Source organism: Halomonas sp. SIMBA_159 (assembly GCF_046536035.1).
Lineage (GTDB): Bacteria > Pseudomonadota > Gammaproteobacteria > Pseudomonadales > Halomonadaceae > Vreelandella > Vreelandella venusta_A.
The window spans coordinates 1-24,661 of record NZ_JAWJBT010000035.1; the positions used below are offsets into that span (position 1 = coordinate 1).

Annotated in this window: 23 protein-coding genes and 1 pseudogene; 12 read left to right on the forward strand and 12 right to left on the reverse strand. The window is 54.7% G+C overall.

The window, feature by feature from the left end; all coding sequences use genetic code 11:
* Positions 1 to 128 precede the first annotated feature (128 nt).
* Complete coding sequence (gene rnk / locus R0J87_RS17515; RefSeq protein WP_404345344.1) at positions 129 to 542, reverse strand: nucleoside diphosphate kinase regulator; 414 nt, start codon at positions 540 to 542, stop codon at positions 129 to 131.
* Positions 543 to 790: 248 nt separating this feature from the next.
* Here rnk and rlmM point away from each other — a divergent pair, with 248 nt between their 5' ends.
* On the forward strand, positions 791 to 1,858 hold the full coding sequence (gene rlmM / locus R0J87_RS17520; RefSeq protein WP_498887753.1) for a 23S rRNA (cytidine(2498)-2'-O)-methyltransferase RlmM: 1,068 nt from the start codon (positions 791 to 793) through the stop codon (positions 1,856 to 1,858).
* A 24-nt stretch (positions 1,859 to 1,882) separates the two neighbouring features.
* Here the strand turns inward: rlmM and R0J87_RS17525 are convergent, their stop codons facing one another.
* Entirely contained in the window at positions 1,883 to 2,170 is a 288-nt protein-coding gene (locus tag R0J87_RS17525; RefSeq protein ID WP_404345346.1) for an antibiotic biosynthesis monooxygenase family protein, read from the reverse strand.
* Positions 2,171 to 2,198: 28 nt separating this feature from the next.
* Between R0J87_RS17525 and tusA the strand changes: the two genes are divergently transcribed.
* The gene (gene tusA, locus R0J87_RS17530) at positions 2,199 to 2,450 is read left to right on the forward strand and encodes a sulfurtransferase TusA (RefSeq protein WP_404345347.1); all 252 of its coding nucleotides are present in this window, start codon (positions 2,199 to 2,201) and stop codon (positions 2,448 to 2,450) included.
* Between the two features lie 60 nt (positions 2,451 to 2,510).
* Here tusA and R0J87_RS17535 read toward each other — a convergent pair whose 3' ends face one another.
* From R0J87_RS17535 to R0J87_RS17545, 3 genes are all read right to left on the reverse strand, one after another.
* Positions 2,511 to 3,215: a hypothetical protein gene (locus R0J87_RS17535; protein ID WP_498887755.1), complete on the reverse strand. Its 705-nt coding sequence runs from the start codon at positions 3,213 to 3,215 to the stop codon at positions 2,511 to 2,513.
* Between the two features lie 112 nt (positions 3,216 to 3,327).
* Complete coding sequence (locus R0J87_RS17540; RefSeq protein ID WP_498887757.1) at positions 3,328 to 4,323, reverse strand: DUF3080 family protein; 996 nt, start codon at positions 4,321 to 4,323, stop codon at positions 3,328 to 3,330.
* A gap of 3 nt (positions 4,324 to 4,326) precedes the next feature.
* Positions 4,327 to 5,745 carry an MATE family efflux transporter gene (locus tag R0J87_RS17545; protein ID WP_498887759.1) on the reverse strand — a complete coding sequence of 473 codons (1,419 nt, stop codon included), beginning with the start codon at positions 5,743 to 5,745 and terminating at the stop codon, positions 4,327 to 4,329.
* Between the two features lie 115 nt (positions 5,746 to 5,860).
* Between R0J87_RS17545 and R0J87_RS17550 the strand changes: the two genes are divergently transcribed.
* A complete protein-coding gene (locus R0J87_RS17550) occupies positions 5,861 to 6,463 on the forward strand; it encodes an elongation factor P hydroxylase (protein WP_498887761.1) in 603 nt (200 codons plus the stop codon).
* Here the strand turns inward: R0J87_RS17550 and R0J87_RS17555 are convergent.
* Both R0J87_RS17555 and R0J87_RS17560 read right to left on the reverse strand, forming a co-directional pair.
* Positions 6,460 to 6,939: a hypothetical protein gene (locus R0J87_RS17555; RefSeq protein ID WP_188640480.1), complete on the reverse strand. Its 480-nt coding sequence runs from the start codon at positions 6,937 to 6,939 to the stop codon at positions 6,460 to 6,462. The two genes, R0J87_RS17550 and R0J87_RS17555, sit on opposite strands and share 4 nt — an antisense overlap.
* 13 nt (positions 6,940 to 6,952) lie before the next feature.
* Positions 6,953 to 7,822, reverse strand: a complete 870-nt coding sequence (locus tag R0J87_RS17560; RefSeq protein WP_498887763.1) for a TatD family hydrolase — start codon at positions 7,820 to 7,822, stop codon at positions 6,953 to 6,955.
* A 204-nt stretch (positions 7,823 to 8,026) separates the two neighbouring features.
* On the opposite strand from R0J87_RS17560, the gene R0J87_RS17565 reads away from it, so the two are divergent.
* Genes R0J87_RS17565 through R0J87_RS17585 form a run of 5 tightly spaced genes read left to right on the forward strand, consistent with a single transcriptional unit; the run spans position 8,027 to position 14,916 of the window.
* A complete protein-coding gene (locus R0J87_RS17565) occupies positions 8,027 to 9,256 on the forward strand; it encodes an ABC transporter substrate-binding protein (protein WP_498887764.1) in 1,230 nt (409 codons plus the stop codon).
* A 43-nt stretch (positions 9,257 to 9,299) separates the two neighbouring features.
* The gene (locus R0J87_RS17570; RefSeq protein ID WP_498887766.1) at positions 9,300 to 10,847 is read left to right on the forward strand and encodes a fatty acyl-CoA synthetase; all 1,548 of its coding nucleotides are present in this window, start codon (positions 9,300 to 9,302) and stop codon (positions 10,845 to 10,847) included.
* The gene (locus R0J87_RS17575; RefSeq protein WP_498887768.1) at positions 10,847 to 11,989 is read left to right on the forward strand and encodes an acyl-CoA dehydrogenase family protein; all 1,143 of its coding nucleotides are present in this window, start codon (positions 10,847 to 10,849) and stop codon (positions 11,987 to 11,989) included. The genes R0J87_RS17570 and R0J87_RS17575 overlap by 1 nt, the downstream gene beginning before the upstream one ends.
* 50 nt (positions 11,990 to 12,039) lie before the next feature.
* Positions 12,040 to 13,224, forward strand: a complete 1,185-nt coding sequence (gene bktB / locus R0J87_RS17580; RefSeq protein ID WP_498887770.1) for a beta-ketothiolase BktB — start codon at positions 12,040 to 12,042, stop codon at positions 13,222 to 13,224.
* A 39-nt stretch (positions 13,225 to 13,263) separates the two neighbouring features.
* Complete coding sequence (locus R0J87_RS17585; protein ID WP_498887771.1) at positions 13,264 to 14,916, forward strand: fatty acid--CoA ligase; 1,653 nt, start codon at positions 13,264 to 13,266, stop codon at positions 14,914 to 14,916.
* An 11-nt stretch (positions 14,917 to 14,927) separates the two neighbouring features.
* Here the strand turns inward: R0J87_RS17585 and R0J87_RS17590 are convergent, their stop codons facing one another.
* Both R0J87_RS17590 and R0J87_RS17595 read right to left on the reverse strand, forming a co-directional pair.
* Entirely contained in the window at positions 14,928 to 15,230 is a 303-nt protein-coding gene (locus tag R0J87_RS17590) for a helix-turn-helix domain-containing protein (RefSeq protein WP_498887782.1), read from the reverse strand.
* Positions 15,231 to 15,338: 108 nt separating this feature from the next.
* Positions 15,339 to 15,914: pseudogene (locus R0J87_RS17595) on the reverse strand (AraC family transcriptional regulator); the annotation flags it as partial.
* A 172-nt stretch (positions 15,915 to 16,086) separates the two neighbouring features.
* Here R0J87_RS17595 and R0J87_RS17600 point away from each other — a divergent pair.
* Entirely contained in the window at positions 16,087 to 18,006 is a 1,920-nt protein-coding gene (locus R0J87_RS17600) for an ATP-binding cassette domain-containing protein (RefSeq protein ID WP_498887772.1), read from the forward strand.
* Between the two features lie 53 nt (positions 18,007 to 18,059).
* Here the strand turns inward: R0J87_RS17600 and R0J87_RS17605 are convergent, their stop codons facing one another.
* Entirely contained in the window at positions 18,060 to 18,512 is a 453-nt protein-coding gene (locus R0J87_RS17605; RefSeq protein WP_404345360.1) for a universal stress protein, read from the reverse strand.
* A 144-nt stretch (positions 18,513 to 18,656) separates the two neighbouring features.
* On the opposite strand from R0J87_RS17605, the gene R0J87_RS17610 reads away from it, so the two are divergent.
* Complete coding sequence (locus R0J87_RS17610) at positions 18,657 to 19,187, forward strand: preprotein translocase subunit YajC (RefSeq protein ID WP_498887774.1); 531 nt, start codon at positions 18,657 to 18,659, stop codon at positions 19,185 to 19,187.
* Between the two features lie 18 nt (positions 19,188 to 19,205).
* Here the strand turns inward: R0J87_RS17610 and slyA are convergent, their stop codons facing one another.
* Together slyA and R0J87_RS17620 are read right to left on the reverse strand one after the other, a co-directional pair.
* On the reverse strand, positions 19,206 to 19,658 hold the full coding sequence (gene slyA, locus R0J87_RS17615; protein WP_188640469.1) for a transcriptional regulator SlyA: 453 nt from the start codon (positions 19,656 to 19,658) through the stop codon (positions 19,206 to 19,208).
* A gap of 72 nt (positions 19,659 to 19,730) precedes the next feature.
* Positions 19,731 to 20,888, reverse strand: a complete 1,158-nt coding sequence (locus R0J87_RS17620) for a DUF5924 family protein (protein ID WP_498887776.1) — start codon at positions 20,886 to 20,888, stop codon at positions 19,731 to 19,733.
* A 258-nt stretch (positions 20,889 to 21,146) separates the two neighbouring features.
* Between R0J87_RS17620 and fadB the strand changes: the two genes are divergently transcribed.
* Together fadB and fadA are read left to right on the forward strand one after the other, a co-directional pair.
* Entirely contained in the window at positions 21,147 to 23,333 is a 2,187-nt protein-coding gene (gene fadB, locus R0J87_RS17625) for a fatty acid oxidation complex subunit alpha FadB (RefSeq protein WP_498887778.1), read from the forward strand.
* A gap of 24 nt (positions 23,334 to 23,357) precedes the next feature.
* Positions 23,358 to 24,536, forward strand: coding sequence for an acetyl-CoA C-acyltransferase FadA (fadA, locus tag R0J87_RS17630; RefSeq protein ID WP_498887780.1), 1,179 nt, complete (start codon positions 23,358 to 23,360; stop codon positions 24,534 to 24,536).
* Positions 24,537 to 24,661 lie beyond the last annotated feature (125 nt).

Below are 24,661 nucleotides of genomic sequence, written 5' to 3' on the forward strand. Positions count from 1 at the left end.
GCGCACCATAACCCCAAGCCCCGTGCACCGCCTGCTCGGGGCTTTTTGCTGTGGACGTATTACGCCCGCGGAGTATCAGCAATAAAAAAGCCGCCCGTTAGGAGCGGCTAAGATAGGTTGCTAAACGATTAGCGGTGGTACTGTTTCTCGCGTTCTGGCTGCCAAAGAATGGCGTCTACCCGTAAACGAGTTGCCTGCTGGTTGGGCAGTGGCCAATCGATAGTATCGCCTACCTTTAGGCCTAACAGGCTAGCTCCAATGGGCGCCATAATGGAAATGGCGTCTTGGGTGTTACCCAGAGAGTGCGGGTAAACCAGTGTACGTATCATCTGCTGATTACGCGTGAGATCGGTAAACTGAATTTGGCTATTCATACTCACAACGTTATCAGGGATTTCTTCGGGATCGACGACTTCCCCGCGACTGAGCTCATCTTGCAGTAGCTCAGCCACCATTTGATCCTTTTCAGTCGCTGCATCAATCAGGCGCTGCAGACGGTCTGCATCAAGCCGGTTGATTAGAAGGGGAGGACGCTGCCCCATGATGCTCTCCTTGGCAAACGCAGTAGCAAAAGGCTGGCTGCGTTGTTATACAAATGGTGTTGAATGGCATAAAAAAAGCCCTCTCCATAAAGAAAGGACTATTTGGATAGTGTACGCCACTTCTCAGTAAAAGACGACGCACGCTTAGAGCGAGGCACATAGAAAGTGCTATGATGCATGCCGCAGCGCGAGCAAAGCTTTTAAGTACGTTCGTGTCTATTGGTGGCATATTATGTTTGAGGTGAAAGGTGAGTGACACGGTACCCACGTCATGGCTAGTTTACTGTCGGCCGGGCTTTGAAAGCGATGCGTTGGCAGAAATGCAACACCATGCGAAGCAGCAGGAGATTATCTGCGAGCCTACGCAAGGAGAGGGCTGGGTAAGTTTAACGCGTCAGGATGGTGAGGCGATTAACGATTTGCATCGTCAGGCTGCGTTTAAGCGTCTTATATTTGCAAGACAAAGTCTGGCTGCGCTGCCTGCGCTAACACTCTCCCGGGATGATCGTCTCACCGCTATACTGGATCAAGTAAAGGCGAGCCGTTGGAGTTTTGAAGAGATCTGGCATGAAACGCCGGATACCAACGATGGTAAAGCGCTTGCTGGCTTGATCAAAGCACTCACAAAGCCACTGCAGAGTATGTTGAAAAAGCGCGGTGCCCTGCGAGGCAAGGCGGGTGCTCGACGGCTACATATTTTCTGGACCGATGGCGATCGTGTGCAGCTAGGGATGAGCTTTCCGGATAACCGCAGCGAGTTAATCAATGGGATACGTCGGCTGCGTTTTCCTTCGCGCGCGCCTAGCCGTTCGACGTTAAAGCTTGAAGAAGCTTGGCATGAGTTTATCCCCCGGGACGAGTGGGATGAACGTTTAGCTGCGCATATGCAGGCAGCAGATCTCGGTGCAGCGCCAGGTGGCTGGACATGGCAGCTTGTGCAGCGTGGTATGTATGTTTACGCCATTGATAACGGTCCAATGGACAAACAGCTCATGGCCACCGGTCAGATCGATCATCTGCGTGAAGATGGTTTTACCTGGGAGCCGCCCCAGCGTTTGGACTGGCTGGTGTGTGACATCGTCGACAAGCCGGTGCGCGTGTTGGCCATGGTTGAGCGCTGGCTAACACGCAAATGGTGCCGTGAGGCTATTTTTAACCTCAAATTACCGATGAAAAAGCGCTGGGATGAAGTAACGCGTTGCTTGGTAACGTTGGAAGAAGCGTTAGCGACCGCGGGCGTGAGAGCCACTATTCGTTGTCGCCACCTCTACCACGATCGGGAAGAGGTGACGGTATACGTTAGGCTGGCTCACTAACCTGGGCGGGTATCCGCCGTTGGGCTAGTAGCCTGGTTCATAAATGCGGATAGTTTCGTCTTCGGTGAGTAGCGGTAAAATACGCTGCATTGCCATGGCGCGCTCTTCACTGGCGTGCCACTCTTTCCATGCGCGCAAATCGCGCCATTTGGTAATCATTAAACGGCGGTCTGTGTGGCCAAGCTCAACCAAAGTTTCACCACCAACGAAGCCCCTGACGCCCAGTGAAACGCGCATTGCTTCGCGCGCTGCTTGCTCATATTCATCTTCTAAACCGGGCATAATGCGTCGTTCAATGATGACTTTTATCATAGTGTCTGTTTCCTAAACGAGAGAGTCGATGACTGATAATACCGATGACCACCACGCGTTTGATGCTGCACTCGATACCACCGGGCTGTATTGCCCTGAGCCTATTATGCTGATGCATAACAAAGTCCGTGATATGACGGCAGGCCAAGTATTGAAGGTCGTGGCGACTGACCCTGCGACTACGCGCGATGTGCCCAAATTTTGTCAATTTTTAGGGCATGAGCTGATAGATAAAAATATCGCAGACGATCAGTATGTCTACTTTATCCGCTTAGCGTGATCTTGTGGAGCCAAAGCAAGGCGCTCACCGACTAAGGGTGTAGCGCCTTGCCTATTATCGCTAAGCGTGATCGCTACTCGGCACTACCATCATGGCGAGTGCCTCAAGCGTGGCTGGATCCTCTTCCAGAATGCGATTAGCAATATGGCGTTGGAAGAAATAGACGGTTTGATGCCGGGAATGCGCGTCGTACAAGCACTTGTCGCCCAGTAGAATGGGGGTCATGGTGGCTTTTTGTTCGTCTGCCACCATCGCTTCTATGCTGCCATCGCTATACAGCCGCCATCCGTACACAGGCTTCATGTGCCATGGCGCATTAGGGTGGTTCATGCAGAGTGCATGTGTGCCCAGAGTATCAGGGAGCTGCTGAATGAAGGTGATATCGCTAGAAGCCTCATACTCAAAATAGCTGGCAGCGGCGCTTAGCTCATCGTACTTGTGGTCAGGGGGAAGCTCGAAGATTTCGTCGGTTTCAGGGTCTCGGTAGCCGACGAAGAAACCGCTTTCATGACTATCCAGCTCATGGCAGGCCGCCAGCGACTCCATCCAAGGAACTAGCCCCACAACGTTGCCATCTTCCCTAAGCCCCCAGGCAAGAATGGGCAGGCCGTAGTAGGTGTCGGGACTCGCAGCGAGCTGGTAGACCATCTCTAAGCCATCTAGCTCTGGTGCTAAACGAACTAAACACTTTCGCGCCTGCTGACGCTGACGCACGGTTTCCAGGTCGATGACCTGGGCAGAGCGAGTTGACAGGGGTGCGCCCATGGTGTCCCTCCTTGTACTGCGTGGTCACGACATTGGCAGACAGCGTTTACTGCCTGCCGCTTCCTTCACCAATAGCACAGCTTGACCGCAAGGTTAAGCGCAAACATGATTTTTAATCGACATCACAGGCAGAAAATGCCGCTTTTAGTTGCTGGTGCTCTTCCAAAGCATTCTGAAATTGTAGCCAAGGTGCCTCAGGGTTACTCATAGAGAGCCACGAGGTTTGATAGGCCGTAATAGCCTCAGGGGAGGAAATAGGGTGAACGTCAATTAATTGATTGACGTGGGTCAGCCACTGTTCAGACTGCTGCGTCAGGGTGGCTAACCAAGCAGGTTCGTTAACAGATAAACAGCGACTCTGGGCAGGTGCGCGCTCTAAAAGTTCATTTGCTTCACTGAGACGCTGCTCGGCAAGTAGCAAAGTGCGCAATACTTCGGCAGTCAAAGGGCGCTCTTGCAGCGTTTTAAGATGACCTTCGAGGCGTGATGAATCTTGCTCCCAGCTAAGGTTGAATTGCTCAGCCACCATCCGCTCAAGGTACTGGGCAGCTTCCAGCTGATCGGAAATATCGATCTGCTGCTGAGCAGGCAGCGGGCTGCTGGCTCGGGAGAAGCTTTTTTCCCACTCTTCAGAGTCAAAGATCGCGTTCCAACTTACTGCTGGGAGTTGTTCGGTTTTTAACGCCGTTAAACTCGCTAGGCGAGTTTTGTCATCGTCGCTCAATCCCTCTGGCACCTCGCTATTCCAGCAGGCATCTAGCCGCTGCCAAAGCGTGCGCTCGTACAGCCACTGCTGGCTCGGTGGGGCAACACGGCCGAGCTGATTGTTGCGTGCGGCAATCAGCGAAGTAATTTGGCACTCGCGAAGTGCATAGATATTGAGCATGCCATCACGCGTTTCTGGCACCTCGATTAAGCGCTGCTGGCGTTCAGGAAAAGCATCAATATTTCGCGGATCTATTCGTTCAGGTGGAGGAAGATTGAGGGCATCCGCCAGCTGTTGATGGTAGCCTGCCCAGGCTTGGTCGGCGCTGTTGTCACCACATCCCACCAGAAATAGGCTCGCCGAAGCAGCTAGCCACATGCCACAACGTTGTTTGGGAGGCATGGATTACTCCTGTTGACTGATCTTTTTTAATCGCCAAGCCAGCAATATCGCGGCTGTACTGAGACCAGCAATCAGCCCAATCCAGTAACCGTGTACACCCATTGGTTCAGACACACCTCCCAAGCCATAGGTTCCTAACCAGTGGCCCCCTCCTAAGCCCACAATCCAATAAGAGAGCACGGTAATGACCATGACAATGCGCGTATCTTTGTAGCCTCGTAAGGCCCCTGCTAAATTTACCTGCAGAGAATCCGACAGCTGAAAAATAACCGCTAGCGCGATAATAGTTAATGCTAATGCCTGAATCTCAGTATTTGACGTGTATAGCGAAATCACTGTTGGGGCCGTAAACCACAATAGCGTGCTGTTGATCGCCGCGACGATGACGCTAATCGTAATGCCATTCCAGGCAACTTTACGTGCCATGGCTAAGCGTCGCTGGCCCATTGTATTACCTACTCGAACTGTCAGTGCCATGCTTAGCGACATAGGCAGCATAAATAAGATAGTGGTGTAGCTGAGCGCGATTTGATGGGCGCCCACAGTCACTTCACCAAAGCTGGCAATAAATAGCGCGATCAGAGTAAACAGAGTGACTTCAACAAAAATGGCGACCCCGATGGGGACACCCACCACTACGAGTTCACGGATGCCTGCCAAATTAGGCGGCGTCAACCGCTTCCAAAGCGATACGCTGCGATAAGTGGTACCGCGACGTGTATAGAAGGCCATAGCAATGGCCATGGTCCACATGGAGATAGCTGTGGCAATGCCGCAGCCAAAGGCACCCAGCGCAGGGATCTGCTGCAAGATGTTTGGAGTGATCGTGCCAAATAGGCTGACCAACCCTTCGCCGCCGTAAATCAGTAAGTAATTACAGGGGATGTTAACGGTAAGCCCGACAAGGCTGATCCAGAGAGCAGGGCGGGTGTGATTCATGCCATCTGAGAAGGCGCGTAACGCTTGAAAAAGCGCGATCCCAGGCATCCCAAAGGCAACGGCGCTCAGATAAGCCGCCGACTCCTGTGCAACGCCAGGGGGTACGTTCATCAGCTCAAAAATGGGCGTGACGGCGACCCATAATAAGCCGGCGGCTATCAAGCCTAATGCCAAGGCCACCCAGAGCGCTTGGTGCACCGCTGGTCGAATATCGTGGTTGCGCTGGCCGCCCAGTAAGTGCGCCACAATAGGCGTTAGCCCCATCAGCGTGCCAGTCATAAACAGCATGAGCGGCATCCAGAGGCTAGAACCAACCGATACAGCGGCTAAGTCCGTCGCGTTGTGTCTACCAGTCATAATGACATCGACAACGCTCATGCCCGCCTGGGCTAGCTGAGCGCCGCAAATAGGCAGAGCCAACGCGACCAGTGTGCGAGTTTCTGGCCAATAGATGGATTTGATATCGCTAGTGAAGCCGCCCAAGGTATGGTTCCCCTTTAGCAAAGAGACCTAAGAAAGGCCGATAGAGTAGCAGGAGTCGCTGCGCTTTGCTGTCTCCTCTTTAGCTGGCTAAGCCACAGCGGGTATACTGCGCGAAATGCATGGGAAAAGTGGCAATATGGTGATTGAAGAGCAAGAGCGTTGGACCCTGGGCGATATTATGGCGCTGTTTGATGGCGTCTTTGCGGCGCATTGCCAAACGCGTTTGGTCAAGGGTGGCGATGAGCCGCTGTATCGACCGGCCACCGATCAAACGCCTTATCATCAGATCATTTTTGCGCGTGGTTACTTTGCCAGTGCGCTACATGAAATCAGCCATTGGTGTATTGCGGGCGAAAAAAGGCGACTGCTAGAAGATTATGGCTATTGGTACTTGCCCGATGGTCGTAACGCCCAAGAGCAGCAGGCGTTCGAAAATGCTGAAATTGCTCCTCAGGCGCTGGAACGGTTATTCACCCAGGCCTGCGGGCGTACCTTCCACGTGAGCGTGGATAACCTAGGAGGCGAAGTAGAGGTAGACCGGGATGCCTTTGCGCAGAGAGTCGAGGCCAGGGCGCAGCGCTATTTAGCAGAAGGGTTGCCGCAACGCGCCAATGCGTTTTACTTAGCCTTGGCGCGCTACTATCAGCAGGGCGATACGCTGGAACAGGCAATCGCTGCAGGCAGAGCGCTGCTAGAAGCCACTGAGGTTAGCGCTTAATCTTTTTCATTAAGTTGTTGGTGCAGTGAGAGCATTACTTCAATTTCGTGCTCCGGACGCATCGGCTCTAAACCCAGGTCGTTAAACATCTCGCTACGCAGGCGGTGCCATTCACTAGAACTGAGCTGATCGTACAATACCTGTGCGGGCGCCAGCTCTACAAAAGGGTCCAGGCCGTAGGTATCAAACAAACGCGCCAGCGCGGCCTCATCTTCACCGTTATCGCTGGTGTACAGCGTGGCAGAGAAGTGGTCGTTCTCTAATTCACGAATCACATCTAGAGGGCTGACGCCTAAGCTCTCTAACTCCTCAATGCTATAAGCGCCCATCACATTGCTATCTTCGGTGATCCAGCTGTCGTCCGGCTGGATCAGCGTTTGTTTGATGCGTCCGTCGGGTAACGACCACGCTATAGAGAGCGGCAAGCCATTATCTTCGCCTATTTCAATGGCAATAAATCCAGGATAGTCAGCCACGCAGTTGCTCCTTTTAAGCGTCCGCTTTAATTCGGAAAAAACGCTGGGCGGTGCGAGTGGTCGCCGCGCCAAGCTCGGTATCACTCACGTCATGCCAGCGGGCTATTTCTTTAACAATCCAGGGCAGTAGCGCTGGTTCGTGGCGGCGTCCCTTCAATTTAGCAGGCAAATTGCGGGGCAGTAGGTAAGGGCAGTCGGTTTCCACCATCAGGCGGTCTAGCGGTATATCACGCACCATGTCACGCAGGTGATGGCCTCTGCGCTCATCGCATATCCAGCCCGTTAAACCAATGTGCAGATCTAAATCAAGATAGCCATGCAGCGTCTCTTGGTCTGCCGTAAAGCAGTGTATAACCGCCTGGCTAATATCATTTCGCCAACTGCGCAGCATGTCTTGCATTCGCTTGCCAGCATCCCGCTCATGCAAAAACAGCGGCAGGCCGCTTTCTGCTGCCAGAGCCAGCTGGGCCTCGAACGCATGCTCCTGCTGCTTTGGGGTTGAAAAGTTGCGATTAAAATCTAATCCGCACTCGCCAACTGCCACGACCTCCGGCATACGGTAAAGCTGCCGCATTTCTTGGGCGACCGTGTCGTTCCACCCACTAGCATCATGGGGATGAACGCCTGCCGTTGCGTAGACCCCCGTGTACTGCTGAGCCATCTGCACGGCCTGCTTTGCGTGGGCGACATCGGTGCCGGTCACGATAAGCGTTGTGACATTGGCCGCCTTGGCCCGCGCCAGCACGTCTCCCAGGTCGCGCTGGAAACTTTCATGGGTCAGGTTCGCGCCAATATCCACTAATGGGGTATCAGGGCGAAATTGCAGTGCTTCGGGTAAAAACGTATCGGCCTCAGTGCTTGCCAAACTGTATTCCTCCGCCATGTGTCATTAACGCTATTGTAACGCTGGCGGCCCACAACCACTAATACTCCTACCGTTCACAAACAGTACGAATGGCACGAATTGCAAAAAAACTGGCTTGTTAGGTAAACAGAAGCCGAGTGTTTACTTTTACTATGCAGGTGGTTCATCGCATAAATGCACAGTAAATACTGGCTTAATAACAACAATAGACAGGTATATATCATGCAGCTATCACGTCGCTTCGCAATGACAGCACTATCCGCAGCGGTGCTTTCCGCGGTCTACGCGCCTCAGGTAACGGCCAATGAAGGCATCTCTGATAATGAGATTCGGATTGGCTATTTGGCTGATATGTCAGGTGTTTACCGTGACCCTATCGGACCGCTTGGCGAGGATGCCATTCATATGGCGATAGAAGATGTTGGCGGTAGCGTGCAGGGTGCCAATATCGTTGTCTTTAGTGCCGATGACCGAAATAGTCCCGATGTCGGCTCTAGCGTCGTACGTGAATGGATCGACGAGCGCAACGTCGACATGGTCACAGGCTTGGTGGCGTCATCGGTCACATTAGCGGCAGTAAGTTTGTTGCAAGAGGCCGATAAGCTGGGCCTAGTGAATGGCGCGGTTTCATCCGGTGTTACCAATGAGCACTGCTCGCCTAATCATATCCACTGGGTTTATGACACCTGGGCAATGTCCAATGGTACCGCCAAAGCGATTACGCAAGAGGGCTATAAAAACTGGTACCTACTCAGCGCTGACTACTCGTTTGGGCATGCGCTTGAAGCGGACGTTGAACGTGTAGTGACTGAAAATGGCGGAACCATTGTAGGCCGCGCTCGTCACCCATTCCCCAATAACGATTTCTCATCGTTCATGTTACAAGCGCAAGCCTCTGGCGCGGATGTCATTGCCTTAAACAATGCCGGTGGCGACACCATTAACGCCGTACAAACAGCGGGTGAATTTGGTATTACGCAGGCCGGTCAGGTGCTGGCAGGTATGGTGCTGTTTAGTACCGATATCCGCAGTATTGGTCTTGAGAATGCGCAAGGGCTGCAGTTTACCAAGGCGTGGTATTACGACCTTAACGAAGAGACGCGGGCCTGGGCAGAACGTTTTCGTGAGCGCACAGGCAGCATGCCGACCATGGTGCACGCCGGGATTTATTCCAGCACGCGCCACTATCTAGAGGCCATTGCAGCGGTGGGTACCGACGATACACAGACGGTGCGCCAGCAGATGGCCGATACGCCGATTAACGATATTTTTGCCAAAAATGGCTATATCCGTGAAGACGGCCGTATGGTGCATGATATGTATCTCGTCGAAGTGAAAACGCCAGAAGAGTCGGTCGATGCAGATGACCTTTTCCGCGTCGTGCGCACTATCCCAGCAGAGGAGGCGTTCCGGCCGCTATCAGAAAGTGTCTGCCCACTGGTAACGGGTTAATTCATCGCTGAAGCCTTTTAGACAATAACAACAAGGACTTAGCATGACGCTTACCAACTCAATCCACCGTAATACCATTGGCGCTGCGCTTAACCGCAGCGCTCGCAAATACCCCCAGCAGCTTGCGCTTCGCTTTGCTGACCGTTCATGGAGCTATCAAGCCCTCAACGTGGCCGCTAACCAAGTGGCTAACGCTCTTTTAGAGGCGGGGCTTGTCCCGGGAGACCGCCTCGCCGTCTATGGAAAAAACTCAGACGCCTATGTGATTGCTTGGCTGGCAGCGGTTAAGGCTGGGCTTGTGCATGTCCCGGTCAACTTTGCCCTGAGCAGTGAAGAGCTTGGCTACATTTTGCAGCAGTCAGGCGCCAAGGGAATGCTGAGTGATGCCTCACTTGCTGACAAAGTGCGCGAGGCCACTCAATCAATCACGCTGACGGTGAATGGCACCTTGCATGCTGTGGAGCCTGGCGGCTTCGACGTATTAGCTAGCGTCGGGTCGATCCACTCCAGGAATGAGCCCGACGTAGCGCTAGAGGGCAGTAGCCTTGCCCAGTTGCTCTACACCTCGGGTACGACCGCCGCGCCCAAGGCCGCGATGATGAGCCATCAGGCGTTAATGGCAGAGTATATGGCGTGCATGGTGGAGCTGGATATTAAAGGCAGTGAGGCGATGTTAGCCGCGTTGCCGCTTTACCACTCGGCACAAATGCACGTGTTTTTGATGCCCGCGTTACTGCTGGGTGCCCCGGTTATTCTTCTGGAAGCGCCAATGCCAGACAGCTGCTTAGCCGCCATTGCGCAGCACCAGATTGCCTCATTTTTTGCACCGCCGACGGTGTGGATCAGCCTCTTACGCCATCCGCAGTTCGGCCAGCACGACCTCTCTACCCTGAAAAAAGCCTATTACGGTGCCTCTATTATGCCGGTACCGGTACTAGAAGAGATGCAGCGGCGCTTTCCTGGCGTGGGCTTATACAACTGCTACGGCCAGAGCGAAATAGCGCCCTTGGCGACCGTTTTACGACCTGAAGAGCATTCAGAGCGCCCAGCATCGGCGGGCCGCCCGATCCTTACGGTAGAAACGCGTATTGTCGATTTAGAAGGGAACGACGTTGCCCCTGGTGAACATGGTGAAATTGTGCATCGATCGCCGCAGCTAATGGTGGGTTACTGGGATAAGCCCGCGATGACCGCTGAAGCTTTTCAAGGCGGCTGGTTTCACTCAGGAGATGTCGGCTATATCGACGAGGCGGGTTACCTATATATCGTAGATCGTATTAAAGACGTCATTAATACCGGCGGTGTGTTGGTGGCTAGCCGAGAAGTGGAAGAGGCACTCTTTAAGCACGCTGCGATTGCTGAGGTCGCCGTGATAGGCCTTCCCGATGAGAAGTGGATTGAAGCGATTACGGCAGTGGTGGTGCTGAAAGAGGGGCAGGAGGCGAGCGAGCAGGAACTGATTCATCACACCAAAAGCATTGTGGCGCCCTATAAAGTGCCTAAACGGATTGTCTTTACTGACGCGCTCCCGAAAAGCACGGCAGGGAAAATTTTAAAGCGCCACCTGCGCCAAGAGTTTAAGGAGTCATGATGGACGAGCAGACACACGCGCTTTTTCACACCATGATTACCCGCTGCTTAGCACAGGAAGTGGCGCCGTTTTACCCGCAGTGGGAAGACGTAGGAGAAATACCGCGCTCTTTATGGAAGGCGCTGGGTGGCGCGGGGCTGTTAGGCATTGATCTAGAGGAAGCGTATGGCGGTTCAGGGGCCGACATTGCCGTCACCCAACTGGCACTTGAGGAGATATCTCGCCAAGGTTTTGGTGGCCTTGCCAGTGCTTACAACATTCACGCCAATATCGTCATGCCCTATGTGCAGAACTTGGGGTCGCCTGAACAGAAAGAGACATGGCTGCCGCGCATGGCGCAAGGTGATTGCTTAGGGGCGATTGCCATGAGCGAACCCCATGCAGGCAGTGATTTAGCGGCGATGAAAACCCGAGCCACGCGTATAGACGATGGTTGGCTGCTCAACGGTAGCAAACTGTTCATCACCAACGGCCAAGTGGCTGATTTGGTAATCGTATGCGCGAAAACAGACCCCAGGGCTGGCGCAAAAGGGGTCTCACTGTTTTTGGTGGACACGTCGTTGCCCGGATTTTCTCGAGGCAAGCCGATCAAAAAAATTGGCCAGCACGCTAGCGACACGGCGGAGCTGGCTTTTGATCAACTGAAACTGCCTGCTAATGCGCTATTAGGTGAAGAGGGCGAAGGGTTTCGCTACCTCATGCAAGAGCTGCCCCGGGAGCGTTTGGGCGTGGGGGCCCAAGCTTTGGGGGCGATAGAAGGTGCGCTAGCGCTAACGCTTGAGTACGTCACCCAGCGGGAAGCCTTTGGCCAGCGAATCTCCGACTTTCAAAATACCCGCTTTACGCTGGCGCAGATTAAAGCCCAGCTGGAGATGGCAAGAGCCTATTTCGATCAGTGCGTCGAACGGTATCGACAGGGCATCATGAGTAGCACCGATGCGGCTATTCTCAAGTTACAGCTGAGCGAACTGCAGTGCCATGCGATTGATCGCTGCTTGCAGCTGTTTGGTGGCTACGGCTACACCCAGGAGTACCCCATTTCACGCTTTTATCTGGATGCACGGGTACAAACGATTTACGCCGGCAGCTCCGAGATCATGAAAGAGGTGATCGCGCGTTCGCTGCTGGGCAAGGCCCCGTGATGCAAGGACCTGTGATGTTAGGACCTGAGTATTGTTAACAAGGAGCATATATGCAGCTGGATAGCGTAGTCATTGTGGGTGGTGCACGCACGGCCATCGGCGCTTTTGGTGGGGCGCTGTCATCCTTTGCCCCGCATGAGCTAGGTACCCTTACGGCCATAGAAGCGCTGCGCCGAGCAGGGGTGGAAGGCAATGACATTGACCACTCTGTGTACGGTCATATTATCACCACCGGCCCTGAAGATGCCTATTTGGCCCGCCATATTGCGCTCAATGCAGGCGTCCCAAAAGAAGCCGGTGCCTTTAATGTCAATCGGCTGTGCGGCTCCGGTGTGCAAGCGGTGGTGTCAGCTGCGCAGCAAATTGCCTTAGGCGACAGCCGACTTGCCTTAGCAGGCGGTGCCGAAACCATGTCCCGTGGTGCCTATGTGTTAGCCCCCCAGGCGCGTAACGGCATCCGTATGGGGGATTGCGCCATTCAAGATTTAACCCTCGGCGTGCTTAGCGACCCGTTCGGCAGTGGCCATATGGGGATCACCGCTGAAAATATTGCTCAGCAGTACGGGCTGAGTCGTGAGCAGTTGGATCAGTTCGCCCTCGATAGCCATCAAAAAGCAGCGCAGGCCATTTCAGAAGGGCGTTTTGATACTCAAATCGTTACAGTTGAGGTGACCAAAGGGAAGCAAACGCTGACCTTTGCCCGTGATGAGCATGTCCGTGAGGGCGTTGAACTTGGCGATTTAGCGCGTCTCAAACCTGCTTTCAAACGCGACGGCGTGGTCACGGCTGGCAACGCCTCGGGTATTAATGATGGCGCGGCTACGCTGGTCTTGGCTCATGCCGAAGAGGCACAGGCGCGGGGGCTGACGGTACGTGCTCGGCTGCGGGTGGCCACCACGGCGGGGGTCGAACCATCGCTAATGGGGTTAGGGCCTATTCCAGCAGTCAAGCGCTGCCTTCAGCAGGCAGGGCTTACGATCAACGATATCGATGTGATTGAATCCAATGAAGCGTTTGCGGCCCAAGCGATGGCGGTGGCATCGACGCTTGGTTTTCCATTGGAAAAGTTAAATCCCAATGGCGGGGCGGTTGCTCTTGGCCACCCAGTGGGGGCGACAGGCGCTATCTTAATCTTAAAAGCGCTGCATGAGCTGGAGCGTATTCAGGGGCGCTATGGGCTTATTACGCTCTGCATTGGCGGTGGGCAAGGTATCGCGCTATTGATCGAGCGTTAAGCCGCCCCAGGTATCTAACAACAATCAAAGGTATGTCTTATGTCGACGATAACGCCAAAACTGCTTCCTTCTACGTCCTCTGCCACCAACCCTCCCATGCTGATCAAGGATCTGCTGGAGTCCGGTGTGCGCATGGCGGGCAACAACCAAATTGTGTATCGCGATCAAAGCCGCCACGACTACCGCCGATTTCAAGAGCGGGTCCATCAGCTGGCCCACCTACTGACCTCACAGGGCGTTCAGGCTGGAGACGTGGTGGCCGTACTGGATTGGGACAGCCACCGTTATTTGGAGTGCTTTTTCGCCATCCCCATGATCGGTGCGGTGCTGCATACGGTGAACGTCCGTTTAGCACCCGAGCAGATTCTTTACACCATGGAGCACGCAGAAGATGTCTTTGTGCTGGTGCATGAAGACTTTGTGCCCCTGCTGGAACCGCTGGCGCATCAACTGCCTAACATTCGCGGTTACCTACTCTGCCAGGAAGCACCGCAGGAGGTGGCTACGTCGCTACCCCTGGTGGGGGAGTTTGAAGCGCTGCTGGCTGAGCAACCAAGCCATTACGACTTCCCCTCTTTTGATGAAAATGGCGTGGCCACTCTGTTCTACACCACCGGCACAACGGGTAATCCTAAAGGGGTGTTTTTTACCCACCGCCAGCTTGTGTTGCACACGTTAGGCGAGGCCAGCACGTTTCAAGCCCCCGGTTTTGAGCTGCTGAACCGAGATAAGGTGTATATGCCCATTACGCCGATGTTTCACGTTCACGCCTGGGGAGTCCCTTACACGGCCACGCTGTTAGGGGCGACCCAGGTGTATCCGGGTAAATACGAGCCTGAGATGCTGGTGAAGCTGCTGGTCAGCGAAAAGGTCGATTTTTCTCACTGCGTGCCGACGCTGCTTAATATGGTGGTCAGTGCCGAGGCGATAGCGTCAAAGAAGGTGGATTTAACCGGTTGGAAAGTCTTGGTCGGCGGCAGCGCACTAACTCAGGCACTGGCAAGTCGTGCCTGGGCGTTGGGGATCGATACCCGCAGTGCCTACGGTATGTCGGAAACGTGCCCGCTGCTCACGGCCGATATTTTACCCAAAGAGGTCGCCGAGGCTGACTTTGAAAGCCAGTTGCCGTGGCGCTGTAAAGCAGGGCTGCCGGTGCCGTTTGTAAGGCTCCAGGTGGTCGATGTTGACGGACAGCCGCTCCCCCACGATGGCAAAAGTGTCGGGGAGGTGCGTGTCCAAGCCCCGTGGCTAACCCAGGCTTACTATAAAGAAGAAGCGCGTAGTGAGGAGCTATGGCGAGATGGCTGGCTGCATACCGAAGATGTGGGTTCTCTGGATGAGCACGGTTTCCTGGCGATTAGCGACCGTATTAAAGATGTCATTAAAACCGGCGGTGAGTGGCTGTCCTCATTGGAGCTGGAAAGCTATATCAGCCAGTGTCCGGGTGTTGCCGAAGTGGCGGTGATAGGCATGGCAGATGATAAGTGGGGAGAACGCCCGGCCGCGCTGGTGGTACCCAGTGATCTCAAACAGCCGCCTACCGTAGAGGCTATCCAGGGCTTTATGGAACAGTTTGTGGCGCAAGGCAAACTCAATCGTTGGGGCGTTCCCTCTCTGATTCGTATCGTCGATGAAATCCCCAAAACCAGCGTCGGCAAGTTAGATAAAAAGCGCATTCGTACCGAGATATAAGCGCGAACCTCTCACCCTGTCGCCTGTGCTTTACGGTAGGCGGCAGGGGAGTTGCCTGTCCACTGCTTAAAGGCGCGGCTAAAGCAGGCTAAGTCCTCAAAACCAAGCGTTTCTGCGATGGAAGATAGCGTCCGCTGGCTTCGGGTCAGCGCTTGAATAGCGTAGTCACGCCGGTACTCATCCTTAACGGCTTGAAAGCGCGTACCCTCGAGTTGTAAATGCCTTGATAGCGTCCGAACAGAGACATGCAGCGCCTCGGCAACCTCTTGCACGGTACACGCCTCCGGCAAGTGACGGCTGAGGTGCTCTCTCACCCGGTGGGTGGCTAAGCGGTCTTCAAACGAGACATAAAACCAATCCGCCGGTGCGCGTTGTAAAAAAGCCCCCAAATGCTGCTTTGTTTGCCGAATAGGGTGTTCTAAGAGCGACTTATCGAAGTAAACAGCCGTTTGTGGCTGGTCGAACTTCACTTTTCCCGGATAAAAATAGAGATAGTCGGCGCTGTGGGCGGGCTGCGGGTAGCTGCACTCCATTAAAACGGGCGGTATCTTGCGAGCAATCATCCAGGAAGCGATGCCGTGGAAAAGTTTTAGCATCAGCTCATGGACTAAGATGCGGCTGCCCTGCAGCGGCGCATGCTCTTCCAACGCCAGACGCGCTAAGTCGTTTTCAATCGTAAAGCTGTAGCCAAAATCATCCAGAAGTATGCGAAAAAACTGGGTATAGCGATGCAGGGCGACCTGCAGGGTAGGTGCCTCTAGCATACTTAAGCACAGCAGCTTGAGGGTTCAGCAGCGTAAAGGGCGTGAGAAAAAACGCGGTGTTTCATCGTCTAGCTCAACGGCCAGCAGGCGGTAGAGCTCAGCAAATTGCTCAACGGTGACGCGCCCATTAGGAGCACTGAGTAAAAAGGGTGAAATGCCTGCTCGTTCTAAATAGCGGGTGGGTGGTTGCCCCGCAGCGGTTAGGCCACGAAATAACTCATTAACAAAATGCATGGAGACCGTCACTGTCACGGTGATTTCACCTTGCCCGTGTTTTTCAACACCGCTTTATTGTTATTAATTAGCCTGTGACGTTAGCACGTTGTTGGGCTTGGCTCTACAAGGGTGCATCGTAATTCGGATGCATGCGTTACACTGTGCGCCTCACGACGAAGGAGGACACTGCGTGACCCTGTTACGACTCGAACAGCTGCAACTCGCTTACGGCACCCAAGTACTGCTTAACCGCGCCGACCTAACGGTTGAAAGAGGCGAGCGGCTGGCGCTGGTCGGGCGCAACGGCACCGGTAAATCCACGCTACTAAAGCTGGTGGCGGGCGATATTCAGGCCGACGACGGCTCCATCTGGCGTGCCCCGGGCTTGAAAATCGGCGTGCTGGCCCAGGAACTGCCTGAATCCTCGGGCATGACGATTTTTGATATGGTCGCCCAAGGCCTACCGGAAGCGGGCGAGCTGCTCTCTGAATATCAGCATCTCATCAATGACCCCGACCCGGATATGAACCGCATGGCGACGCTGCAAACGCGTCTTGAAGCCATTGACGGCTGGTCGTTCCATCAGCGTATCGACGTGGTGTTAACCCGGCTGGGTCTGCCACCAGAAGCCGAGATGAGCGCGCTTTCCGGCGGCTGGCGTCGTCGTGTGGCGCTGGCGCGCGCATTAGTCTCCGAGCCCGATTTACTGCTGCTCGATGAGCCGACCAACCACCTGGACCTGGACACCATCGCGTGGCTGGAAGAGCAGCTGCTGGCCTTTAACGGCGCGGTACTGCTGATCACCCACGACCGGGCGTTCCTGTCAAAGCTTGCCACCAATATCCTGGAGCTGGATCGCGGTAAACTGGGCCGTTATCCCGGTGCTTACGCCGAGTACCAAGAGCGCAAGCAGCACGAGCTGGAAGTGGAGTCGCGTGAAAATGCGCTCTTTGATAAAAAATTGGCGCAAGAAGAAGTCTGGATTCGCCAGGGCGTGAAGGCTCGGCGTACCCGTAATGAAGGCCGGGTGCGTGAGCTTGAACAAATGCGCGTCGAGCGCAGCCAGCGCCGCGAGCGCCAGGGCACCGCCAATCTCACCGTGGACAGCGGCGAGCGTACCGGTAAGCGGGTTGTCGAGCTGAAGGGCGTTACGCAGCGCTTCGGGGATGATGTCATCCTAGGCAATGTGAACCTAGAAGTGATGCGCGGTGATCGTATTGGCTTCCTTGGCCGTAACGGTGCGGGTAAAACCACGCTATTGAAGATTTTACTCGGCGAGCTGGCACCTACCGAAGGCAGCGTGCAGTTAGGCACTAACCTGAAAGTGGCCTATTTTGACCAGTTACGTGCCGGGCTTGAGCTGGAAAAAACGGTTTACGATAACGTCGCCCAAGGTAGCGACCGAGTCAGCGTGGGTGGTAAAGATCGCCATGTCATGAGCTACCTGCAGGACTTCTTGTTCACTCCAGATCGCGTGCGTCAGCCGGTGAAAGCGCTGTCCGGGGGCGAGTCCAACCGCCTGCTGTTAGCCAAGCTGTTTACTCAGCCCGCTAACGTGCTGGTGCTCGATGAGCCCACCAACGACCTAGACATGGAAACGTTGGAGCTGCTTGAAGAGCTGCTGCTTGATTTTGATGGCACTCTGCTGCTGGTTTCCCACGACCGAACGTTTATGGATAACGTGGTCACCAGCATGCTGGCCTTCGAAGGCGAAGGGCGCGTGCGTGAATACGTGGGCGGCTATACCGACTGGATTCGCCAGGGCGGTAAGTTGCCCCCTGCACCGTGGGAAGGCGCGGCGCGTCAGCAAACCGAGCCCACCAGCGAGGCCGTTAAGAAAGCTACTCCAGCCCCAGCGGCGGAACCGGCTAAAAAAGCCGTTAAGCTCTCTTACAAGCTACAGCGTGAGCTAGATGCGCTGCCCGCTGAAATTGAGCGGTTAGAGGGTGACGTAGAGACGCTTGAGCAGGAGATAGGCGACCCGGCGTTTTATCAGCAGGATGCCACGGCGGTAACAGCCAAGTTGCAAGCGCTAGAGAAGGTGCAGCAGGCACTGGAAGTGGCGATGGAGCGTTGGATGGAGCTTGAGGCGATGGCCAACGGCGAATAACCCGTCGCGTTAGCTACCAAAGGCCCCGAGAGGGGCCTTTGGCGTTAGGTACGTTACTCGTCGCTCTTTTCGCCTTTTTTGCCGACGCGTACGGCTAACACGTCGCATTGTGCTCCATGCAGTACGCCGGTGGAGGTCGAGCCGAGCAGCAGTGCAAAACCGTGGCGGCCATGGGAGCCGACCACGATCAGGTCAACATTGTGCTCATCAGCAAAACGGTGGATTTCGGTATCTGGCATGCCCACCACCACGTGCTGATCAGCTGGCTCTACATGGGGCGCGGCGATTTCAGCTAAACGCTTCTTTGCATGGTCATCTAGCTGGTCTTGAATGCTAGTAAGGTCCATCGGGATATCGCCACCGTAGGCGAAACCCAAGGGTTCCAGGGTATGCATGATGGATATTTTGGCCCCGTTGTTGCGTTCAGCAATGGCGACCGCACGCTCAAGAATTTTGTGTGAATCTTTGGTTAGGTCAACGGCAACCAGAATGTGGCGATAGCTCATGGCGTATCTCCTTGACGGTGTGCAACAAAGAAAGCCTTTGTTCGATACTTTCACTCTAGGCGGGTGGCTGCAACTTAACAACGACCTAGATCATGGTTTTTTGAAATCGCTAGTTCAGTTTGAAGAAAGAGGGTGGATGCTGCAATGGAATGGTTAATCATCGTTTTTATTCTGATGTTTGTGATTGCGCCGGTCATGTGGCTAAAGCCTAGTCCGCGGCAAAAACGGCAAATGGCACTGCGTTCAAGCGCAGCGCAGCAGGGAGTGAGCGTCAAAATAGCCAAGCCGCCCTTGCATCATTTTCGAGGAACGATGCCGGCTTACCGCTGGCACTATGCTCAGCAAACCCCCGGCCCAGATTTTGTTTTGGTGCGCGATACCAACGCCAGCGAAGCATTAGAGCCCTACCACGCAGGCTGGCGTTGGCGTATTGCACCGCTGCGACCCTTGCCGGAATCGGCAACTGTGCATTTGCAGACGCTGCTAGAGCGTCTGCCTCAAGATGCGTTAGTGCTGGAGTCTAATGAGTACGCGTTGACACTATGGTGGTGGGAGTCGCAAACCGCTGAGCGTTTTACCACGTATTTGACAGATATTGAGCCCTTGAAAGAGGCGCTCAGCGGGTTGTCAGACCGCCCACCTGTAAAACCGTTGGATACAGGTGGCGCGGTATAAAAAGGCAAGTAAAAGCAACTAAGCTGTGGGGCCGTCCTGGTCCCTGGCTTGGATGGTTAAACCGTTGGCTTCGATCAGCGCAAGCCATTTATCCAGTTGATCTAAATCCTGTTCGCTAAGACCTGCCAGCATTTCCTGGCGGGCGGCGAGCACCACGCTATCGATCTGTTCTAGTAACGGCATGGCCGCTGGGGTGAGATAGATGCGCTTGCTGCGACGGTCGTTGTCGCAAGCGCGACGCTCGACTAATCCTTGCTCTTCGAGCTGCCCTAGCGTTCGCACCAGTGACGGCGCTTCGACCCCAATGGCTCGGGCTAAATCACACTGGGGGTTACCTTCACCCAGTTTCCACAGGTGATACAGCGTCACCCAGCGGGTTTGAGTTAAGCCCAGTGGTGCTAAGCGTCGATCTAGAATCGAGCGCCACAGGTGGGGCAAACGAGCAATACGAAAACCAATAGTTGATGCCATAGGTAACTAACTACCAAAAAGTGTAAGTAGGCGAATTGTCATAACCCGCGCCGCTGAATGCAAGGCGTTCTGTTACTCGGGTTCTGATGAATCGCTTTGAGTGCCGTTCTTTCCAGGGATAAAATGACGTAAATTAAGCGCGCTCAGCCCGCTAGGCTGAATGGTGCTATCGGCGACGGTTGCCTTGTCAGCATCCTCCGACACAGTAAACCGAATCAGGCCCAGCCGCTGGCCACCGTCCGTCATAATATCGACCCGCCACTCCCCCGATGGGTCTTCGGGGAAGTTCTGCTTGTGGCTCCATGCGCGATAGCCTTGTTCGCGCCCGCCGTTAATCGCAAGCTCCACAGTGTCCATTTCTGCACCGTTATGATGCCACGCATGGTAGATAGTTTCGCTTAACCCCCGGGGGGCGCGAATGGCGGTATACACATACAGACCGTTGCTGCGAATGGCCTCTGGGGTCAGCGCCATGGTGCCTTCAGGCGTGCGTTGCTGCGTGTCAAAAGCGGGGGATAGCGCCGTGCTGGTCATCCACAAGCTCGCTGGCGGCACCCAAACGCGGCCCATCCAAGCGGCATAAGCCAATACCACGGTTAAGACAAAAAAGCCGACCCAGCGAGCGAGTGAGCGTTTTTTTAACAAATGCCAAAAGCTTGGCAGGGCTACCAAGACTGTTAATACCAGTGCTAACAGCAGGCTCTGTGCTGTGGTGAGATGCAGCATGATTGGCAGAATGACCAGTAGTACTAAAAAGACGCACTGGGCATGAAACATAAAATAGAGGCTGCGCCATCGCCCTGCGAGCTTGTAATAGAGTGGGTCAACAATCGACCATATCGCCATGCCTATTACCAGCAGCGCAAAAAGTGCCTGTCCGCTGTTCCACACGGTGGTCACCAGGATAAATGGCAGCGTAAAAAAGAGCGTTTCCTGGTGAATCATCTGCGCAATAAAGGCGGTGACGCCCTTTGGAAGCGTCGGGTGGCCGCGGTGGGCCAGCCAGCGACCAATCAAACTCTCAGAGAGCAGCAATAGCCAGGCAAACAGCAGCCCCAGGGCCAACGCCGCACCTAGCCACTGTTGGCGATCCACCAGAAAAAAGCTGCCGAGCCCTGCTGCAAACGCCATGGGGGGCCATAGCCAGCTCCATGGCTTTAAGCGCTCCACGATCCTTTCAACGTGCCCTTGCAGCGCAGCCATCCGGGCGGAAGTGAAGAGTGTACCCATCGCGTTCAAAACTCATTAATGAAACGTATATGATCGTTGGGATAGCGAGTAAAGTCGATGTGATTAGCCAGCTTGTCTTAAAAATGCGCAAGAAACATGAGCATGAAGGGTGTTCTATATTGGTCGGGCAGATTAGCCAAAAGTCAGGGCTTGACGTACTCGAGCAACTCAACCAAGCTAAGGCAATCAAACGACCGTATGAAATGCGTGGCGGGCACGCCAATACCGTGTCAGCCCGAACTTGTGGAGAGAGCGCGGATGATCTATCAAGGCAATGCCATCACGGTGGAGCGTCGTGACACCCAGGGTGGCAATGACATCGCAATGCTCACTTTCGATTTGAAAGATGAGTCCGTCAACAAGCTATCCAGTGCCGTTGTGGCAGAGCTGGGCGATGCGGTAAAAGCGATTCAGGCCGAAAGCGGTTTGAAAGGGCTGATGATCCGCAGTGGCAAAGACGCCTTTATCGTCGGTGCTGATATTACCGAATTCCACAGCCTGTTCGACAAAGGCGAAGAGTATCTGGTGGAGATGAACCTCAAGGTTCATGACATCTTCAATGCGATTGAAGACCTGCCGTTCCCCACCGTGACGGCGATCAATGGCTTGGCGCTCGGCGGCGGTTGCGAAGTGCTGCTGACCACCGATTTCCGCGTGATGAGCGAGAAGGCCAAAATTGGCCTGCCAGAAACCAAGCTGGGCATTCTGCCGGGTTGGGGGGGCTGCGTGCGCCTGCCGCGCCTGATTGGTGCTGACAATGCCGTTGAGTGGATTGCGGGTGGCACTGAAAACCGCGCAGATGCAGCACTTAAAGTGGGTGCTGTGGATGCGGCTGTTGCCCATGAGCTGCTAGAAGAAGCGGCGCTGGATATTCTTGACCGCGCCAACGCAGGCGAGCTGGATTACCAGGCTCGTCGCGAAGAGAAAAAATCACCGCTTAAACTCAATGCCATTGAACAGATGATGGCGTTTGAGACTGCCAAAGGGTTTGTGGCGGGCAAGGCGGGTCCTCACTACCCCGCACCGGTTGAAGCCATCAAAGTGATTCAAAAGGGCGCAGGCGAGACCCGCGCCCGCGCGCAGGCCATTGAAGCCAAATCCTTCGCCAAGCTCGCGCTGAGCAGCGTTGCCTTCAACTTGGTAGGCCTGTTCATTAACGACCAAGTCGTTAAAAAGAAAGGCAGCAAGTACGAGAAGCAGGCACAGCCGGTGAAGCAAACCGCCGTGCTGGGCGCTGGTATTATGGGCGGCGGTATTGCCTACCAAAGCGCCAGCAAAGGCACGCCCATCCTGATGAAAGACATCAAGGACGACGCCATCGAGCTCGGCCTAAAAGAGGCGCGCAAGCTGTTCTCTAAACAGGTAGAGCGTAAAAAGCTCACCACCGAGCAGATGGCCGAAAAACTCTCTAACATCCGTCCGACGCTCTCTTACGGCGATTTCGGTAATGTCGATTTGGTCGTCGAGGCAGTGGTAGAGAACCCCAACGTCAAAGACGCCGTGTTGACTGAAGTAGAAGGCATGGTGGGTGAGAACACGATTCTAACCTCTAATACTTCGACTATTTCGATCAACCGTCTGGCCAAGAACTTAAAACGCCCTGAAAACTTCTGCGGTATGCACTTCTTTAACCCGGTGCACCGTATGCCGCTGGTGGAAGTCATTCGCGGTGAGAAAACCTCCGAGGCGGCCGTGGCAGCGACTGTGGCTTACGCCCGCGCCATGGGTAAAACGCCGATTGTGGTTAACGATTGCCCAGGGTTTCTGGTTAACCGCGTACTGTTCCCTTACTTCGGTGGCTTTAGCTTCCTGGTCGAGCAGGGCGCCGACTTCCAGCGCGTTGATAAAGTCATGGAGAAGTTTGGCTGGCCCATGGGTCCGGCGTACCTGCTGGATGTCGTCGGCATGGATACCGCCGTGCACGCCAACGAAGTGATGGCCGAAGGCTTCCCGGATCGTATGGCACGTGAAGGCAAAACCGCTATTCAAGTGATGTACGACAACAAGCGCCTGGGTCAGAAGAACGACAAAGGCTTCTACGCCTACGAAGAAGATAAGAAGGGTAAGCCGAAGAAAGTCAGCGACGAGCAGGCTTACGCGCTAGTGAAAGAAGTGGTGAAAGAGCACAAAGAGTTTTCGGATGAAGACATCATTGCTCGCATGATGGTGCCGCTGTGTCTGGAAACCGTACGCTGCCTGGAAGATGGCATTGTCGATACGCCAGCAGAAGCCGATATGGCGCTGATTTACGGCATTGGCTTCCCTCCCTTCCGTGGCGGTGCGCTGCGTTACGTCGATGCGCTGGGCGTGGCGGAGTTTGTCGCGCTGGCCGACCGTTTGGCAGAAGAGCTGGGGCCGCTTTACGCACCCACCGAGAGGCTGCGTGCCATGGCACAGAATAACGAGCAGTTCTACGCTGGCACCACGGCAAGCGCTCAGGCCTAAGTCACCACCCACAGGAGAAATAAGATGAGTTTGAATCCGAGAGATATCGTGGTGGTTGACGGTGTTCGTACCGCCATGGCGAAAGTGAAAAATGGCGCTTTCCGCAACGTGCGTGCTGAAAACCTTTCCGCTGCCGTGATGCAGGCGCTGTTTACCCGTAACCCCAACCTAGACCCGTCGGAAGTGGACGATGTGATCTGGGGCTGCGTTAACCAGACGCTGGAACAGTCCATGAACATCGCCCGCAACGCGGCGATCATGACCGGCATTCCGCGCTCTGTGCCTGCGCAAACGGTCAACCGCCTGTGCGGCTCTTCAATGACCGCGCTGCATATCGCCGCTGCGAACATCAAGGCGGGAATGGGCGACTTCTATGTGATCGGCGGTGTGGAGCACATGGAGCACGTTCCCATGGCCCACGGGGTCGATGTAAACCCTGCCGCGAGCAAGTACGCTGCCAAAGCGGCCATGATGATGGGCCTGACGGCCGAGCTGCTGGGTAAAATGCACGGCATCTCCCGTGAAGATCAGGACAAATTTGGCGTGCGCTCGCACCAGCGCGCTCAAGCGGCTATGGAGAAAGGCTACTTCGATAACGAGATTATCTGTGTAGAAGGCCATGACCAGCGCGGCTTCAAAGTGATGTTCAAAAACGACGAAGTCATCCGCGCCGACGCCAGCCTTGAGTCCATGGCGAACTTGAAGCCAGTGTTTGACCCTCGGAACGGTACCGTTACCGCAGGCACTTCCTCGGCACTGTCGGTGGGTGCATCTGCCATGGCGGTCATGAGCTACGAGCGCGCCCAGGCGCTGGGGCTAGAGCCGATTGCGAAAGTGCTCTCGACCGGTGTAGCGGGTTGTGATGCCTCCATCATGGGCTATGGCCCGGTGCCTGCGTCTAAAAAAGCACTAAAAGCGGCGGGCTTGTCCGCTGCAGATATTCAAACCGTTGAGCTGAACGAGGCGTTTGCCGCTCAAGGCCTGCCGGTGCTGAAGGACCTTGGCTTCCTGGATGCCATGGACGAAAAAGTGAACCTGAACGGCGGCGCGATTGCCCTTGGCCACCCGCTGGGCTGCTCCGGTTCGCGTATCTGCACCACGCTTTTAAACGTGATGCAGCAGCGCGATACCACGCTGGGCTTAGCCACCATGTGTATCGGTATGGGGCAGGGCGTTGCGACGGTGTTTGAGCGTCTAAAGTAATACGCTCGACCTGCTTTTCAAAAGCAACAAAAACGGCACCCTCGTGGTTAATGCCAGTCAGTTAAGAGTTTCATCAATGAACTGACAATGCGATATTCCGGTATCAGTGACTCTCTGATACCGGA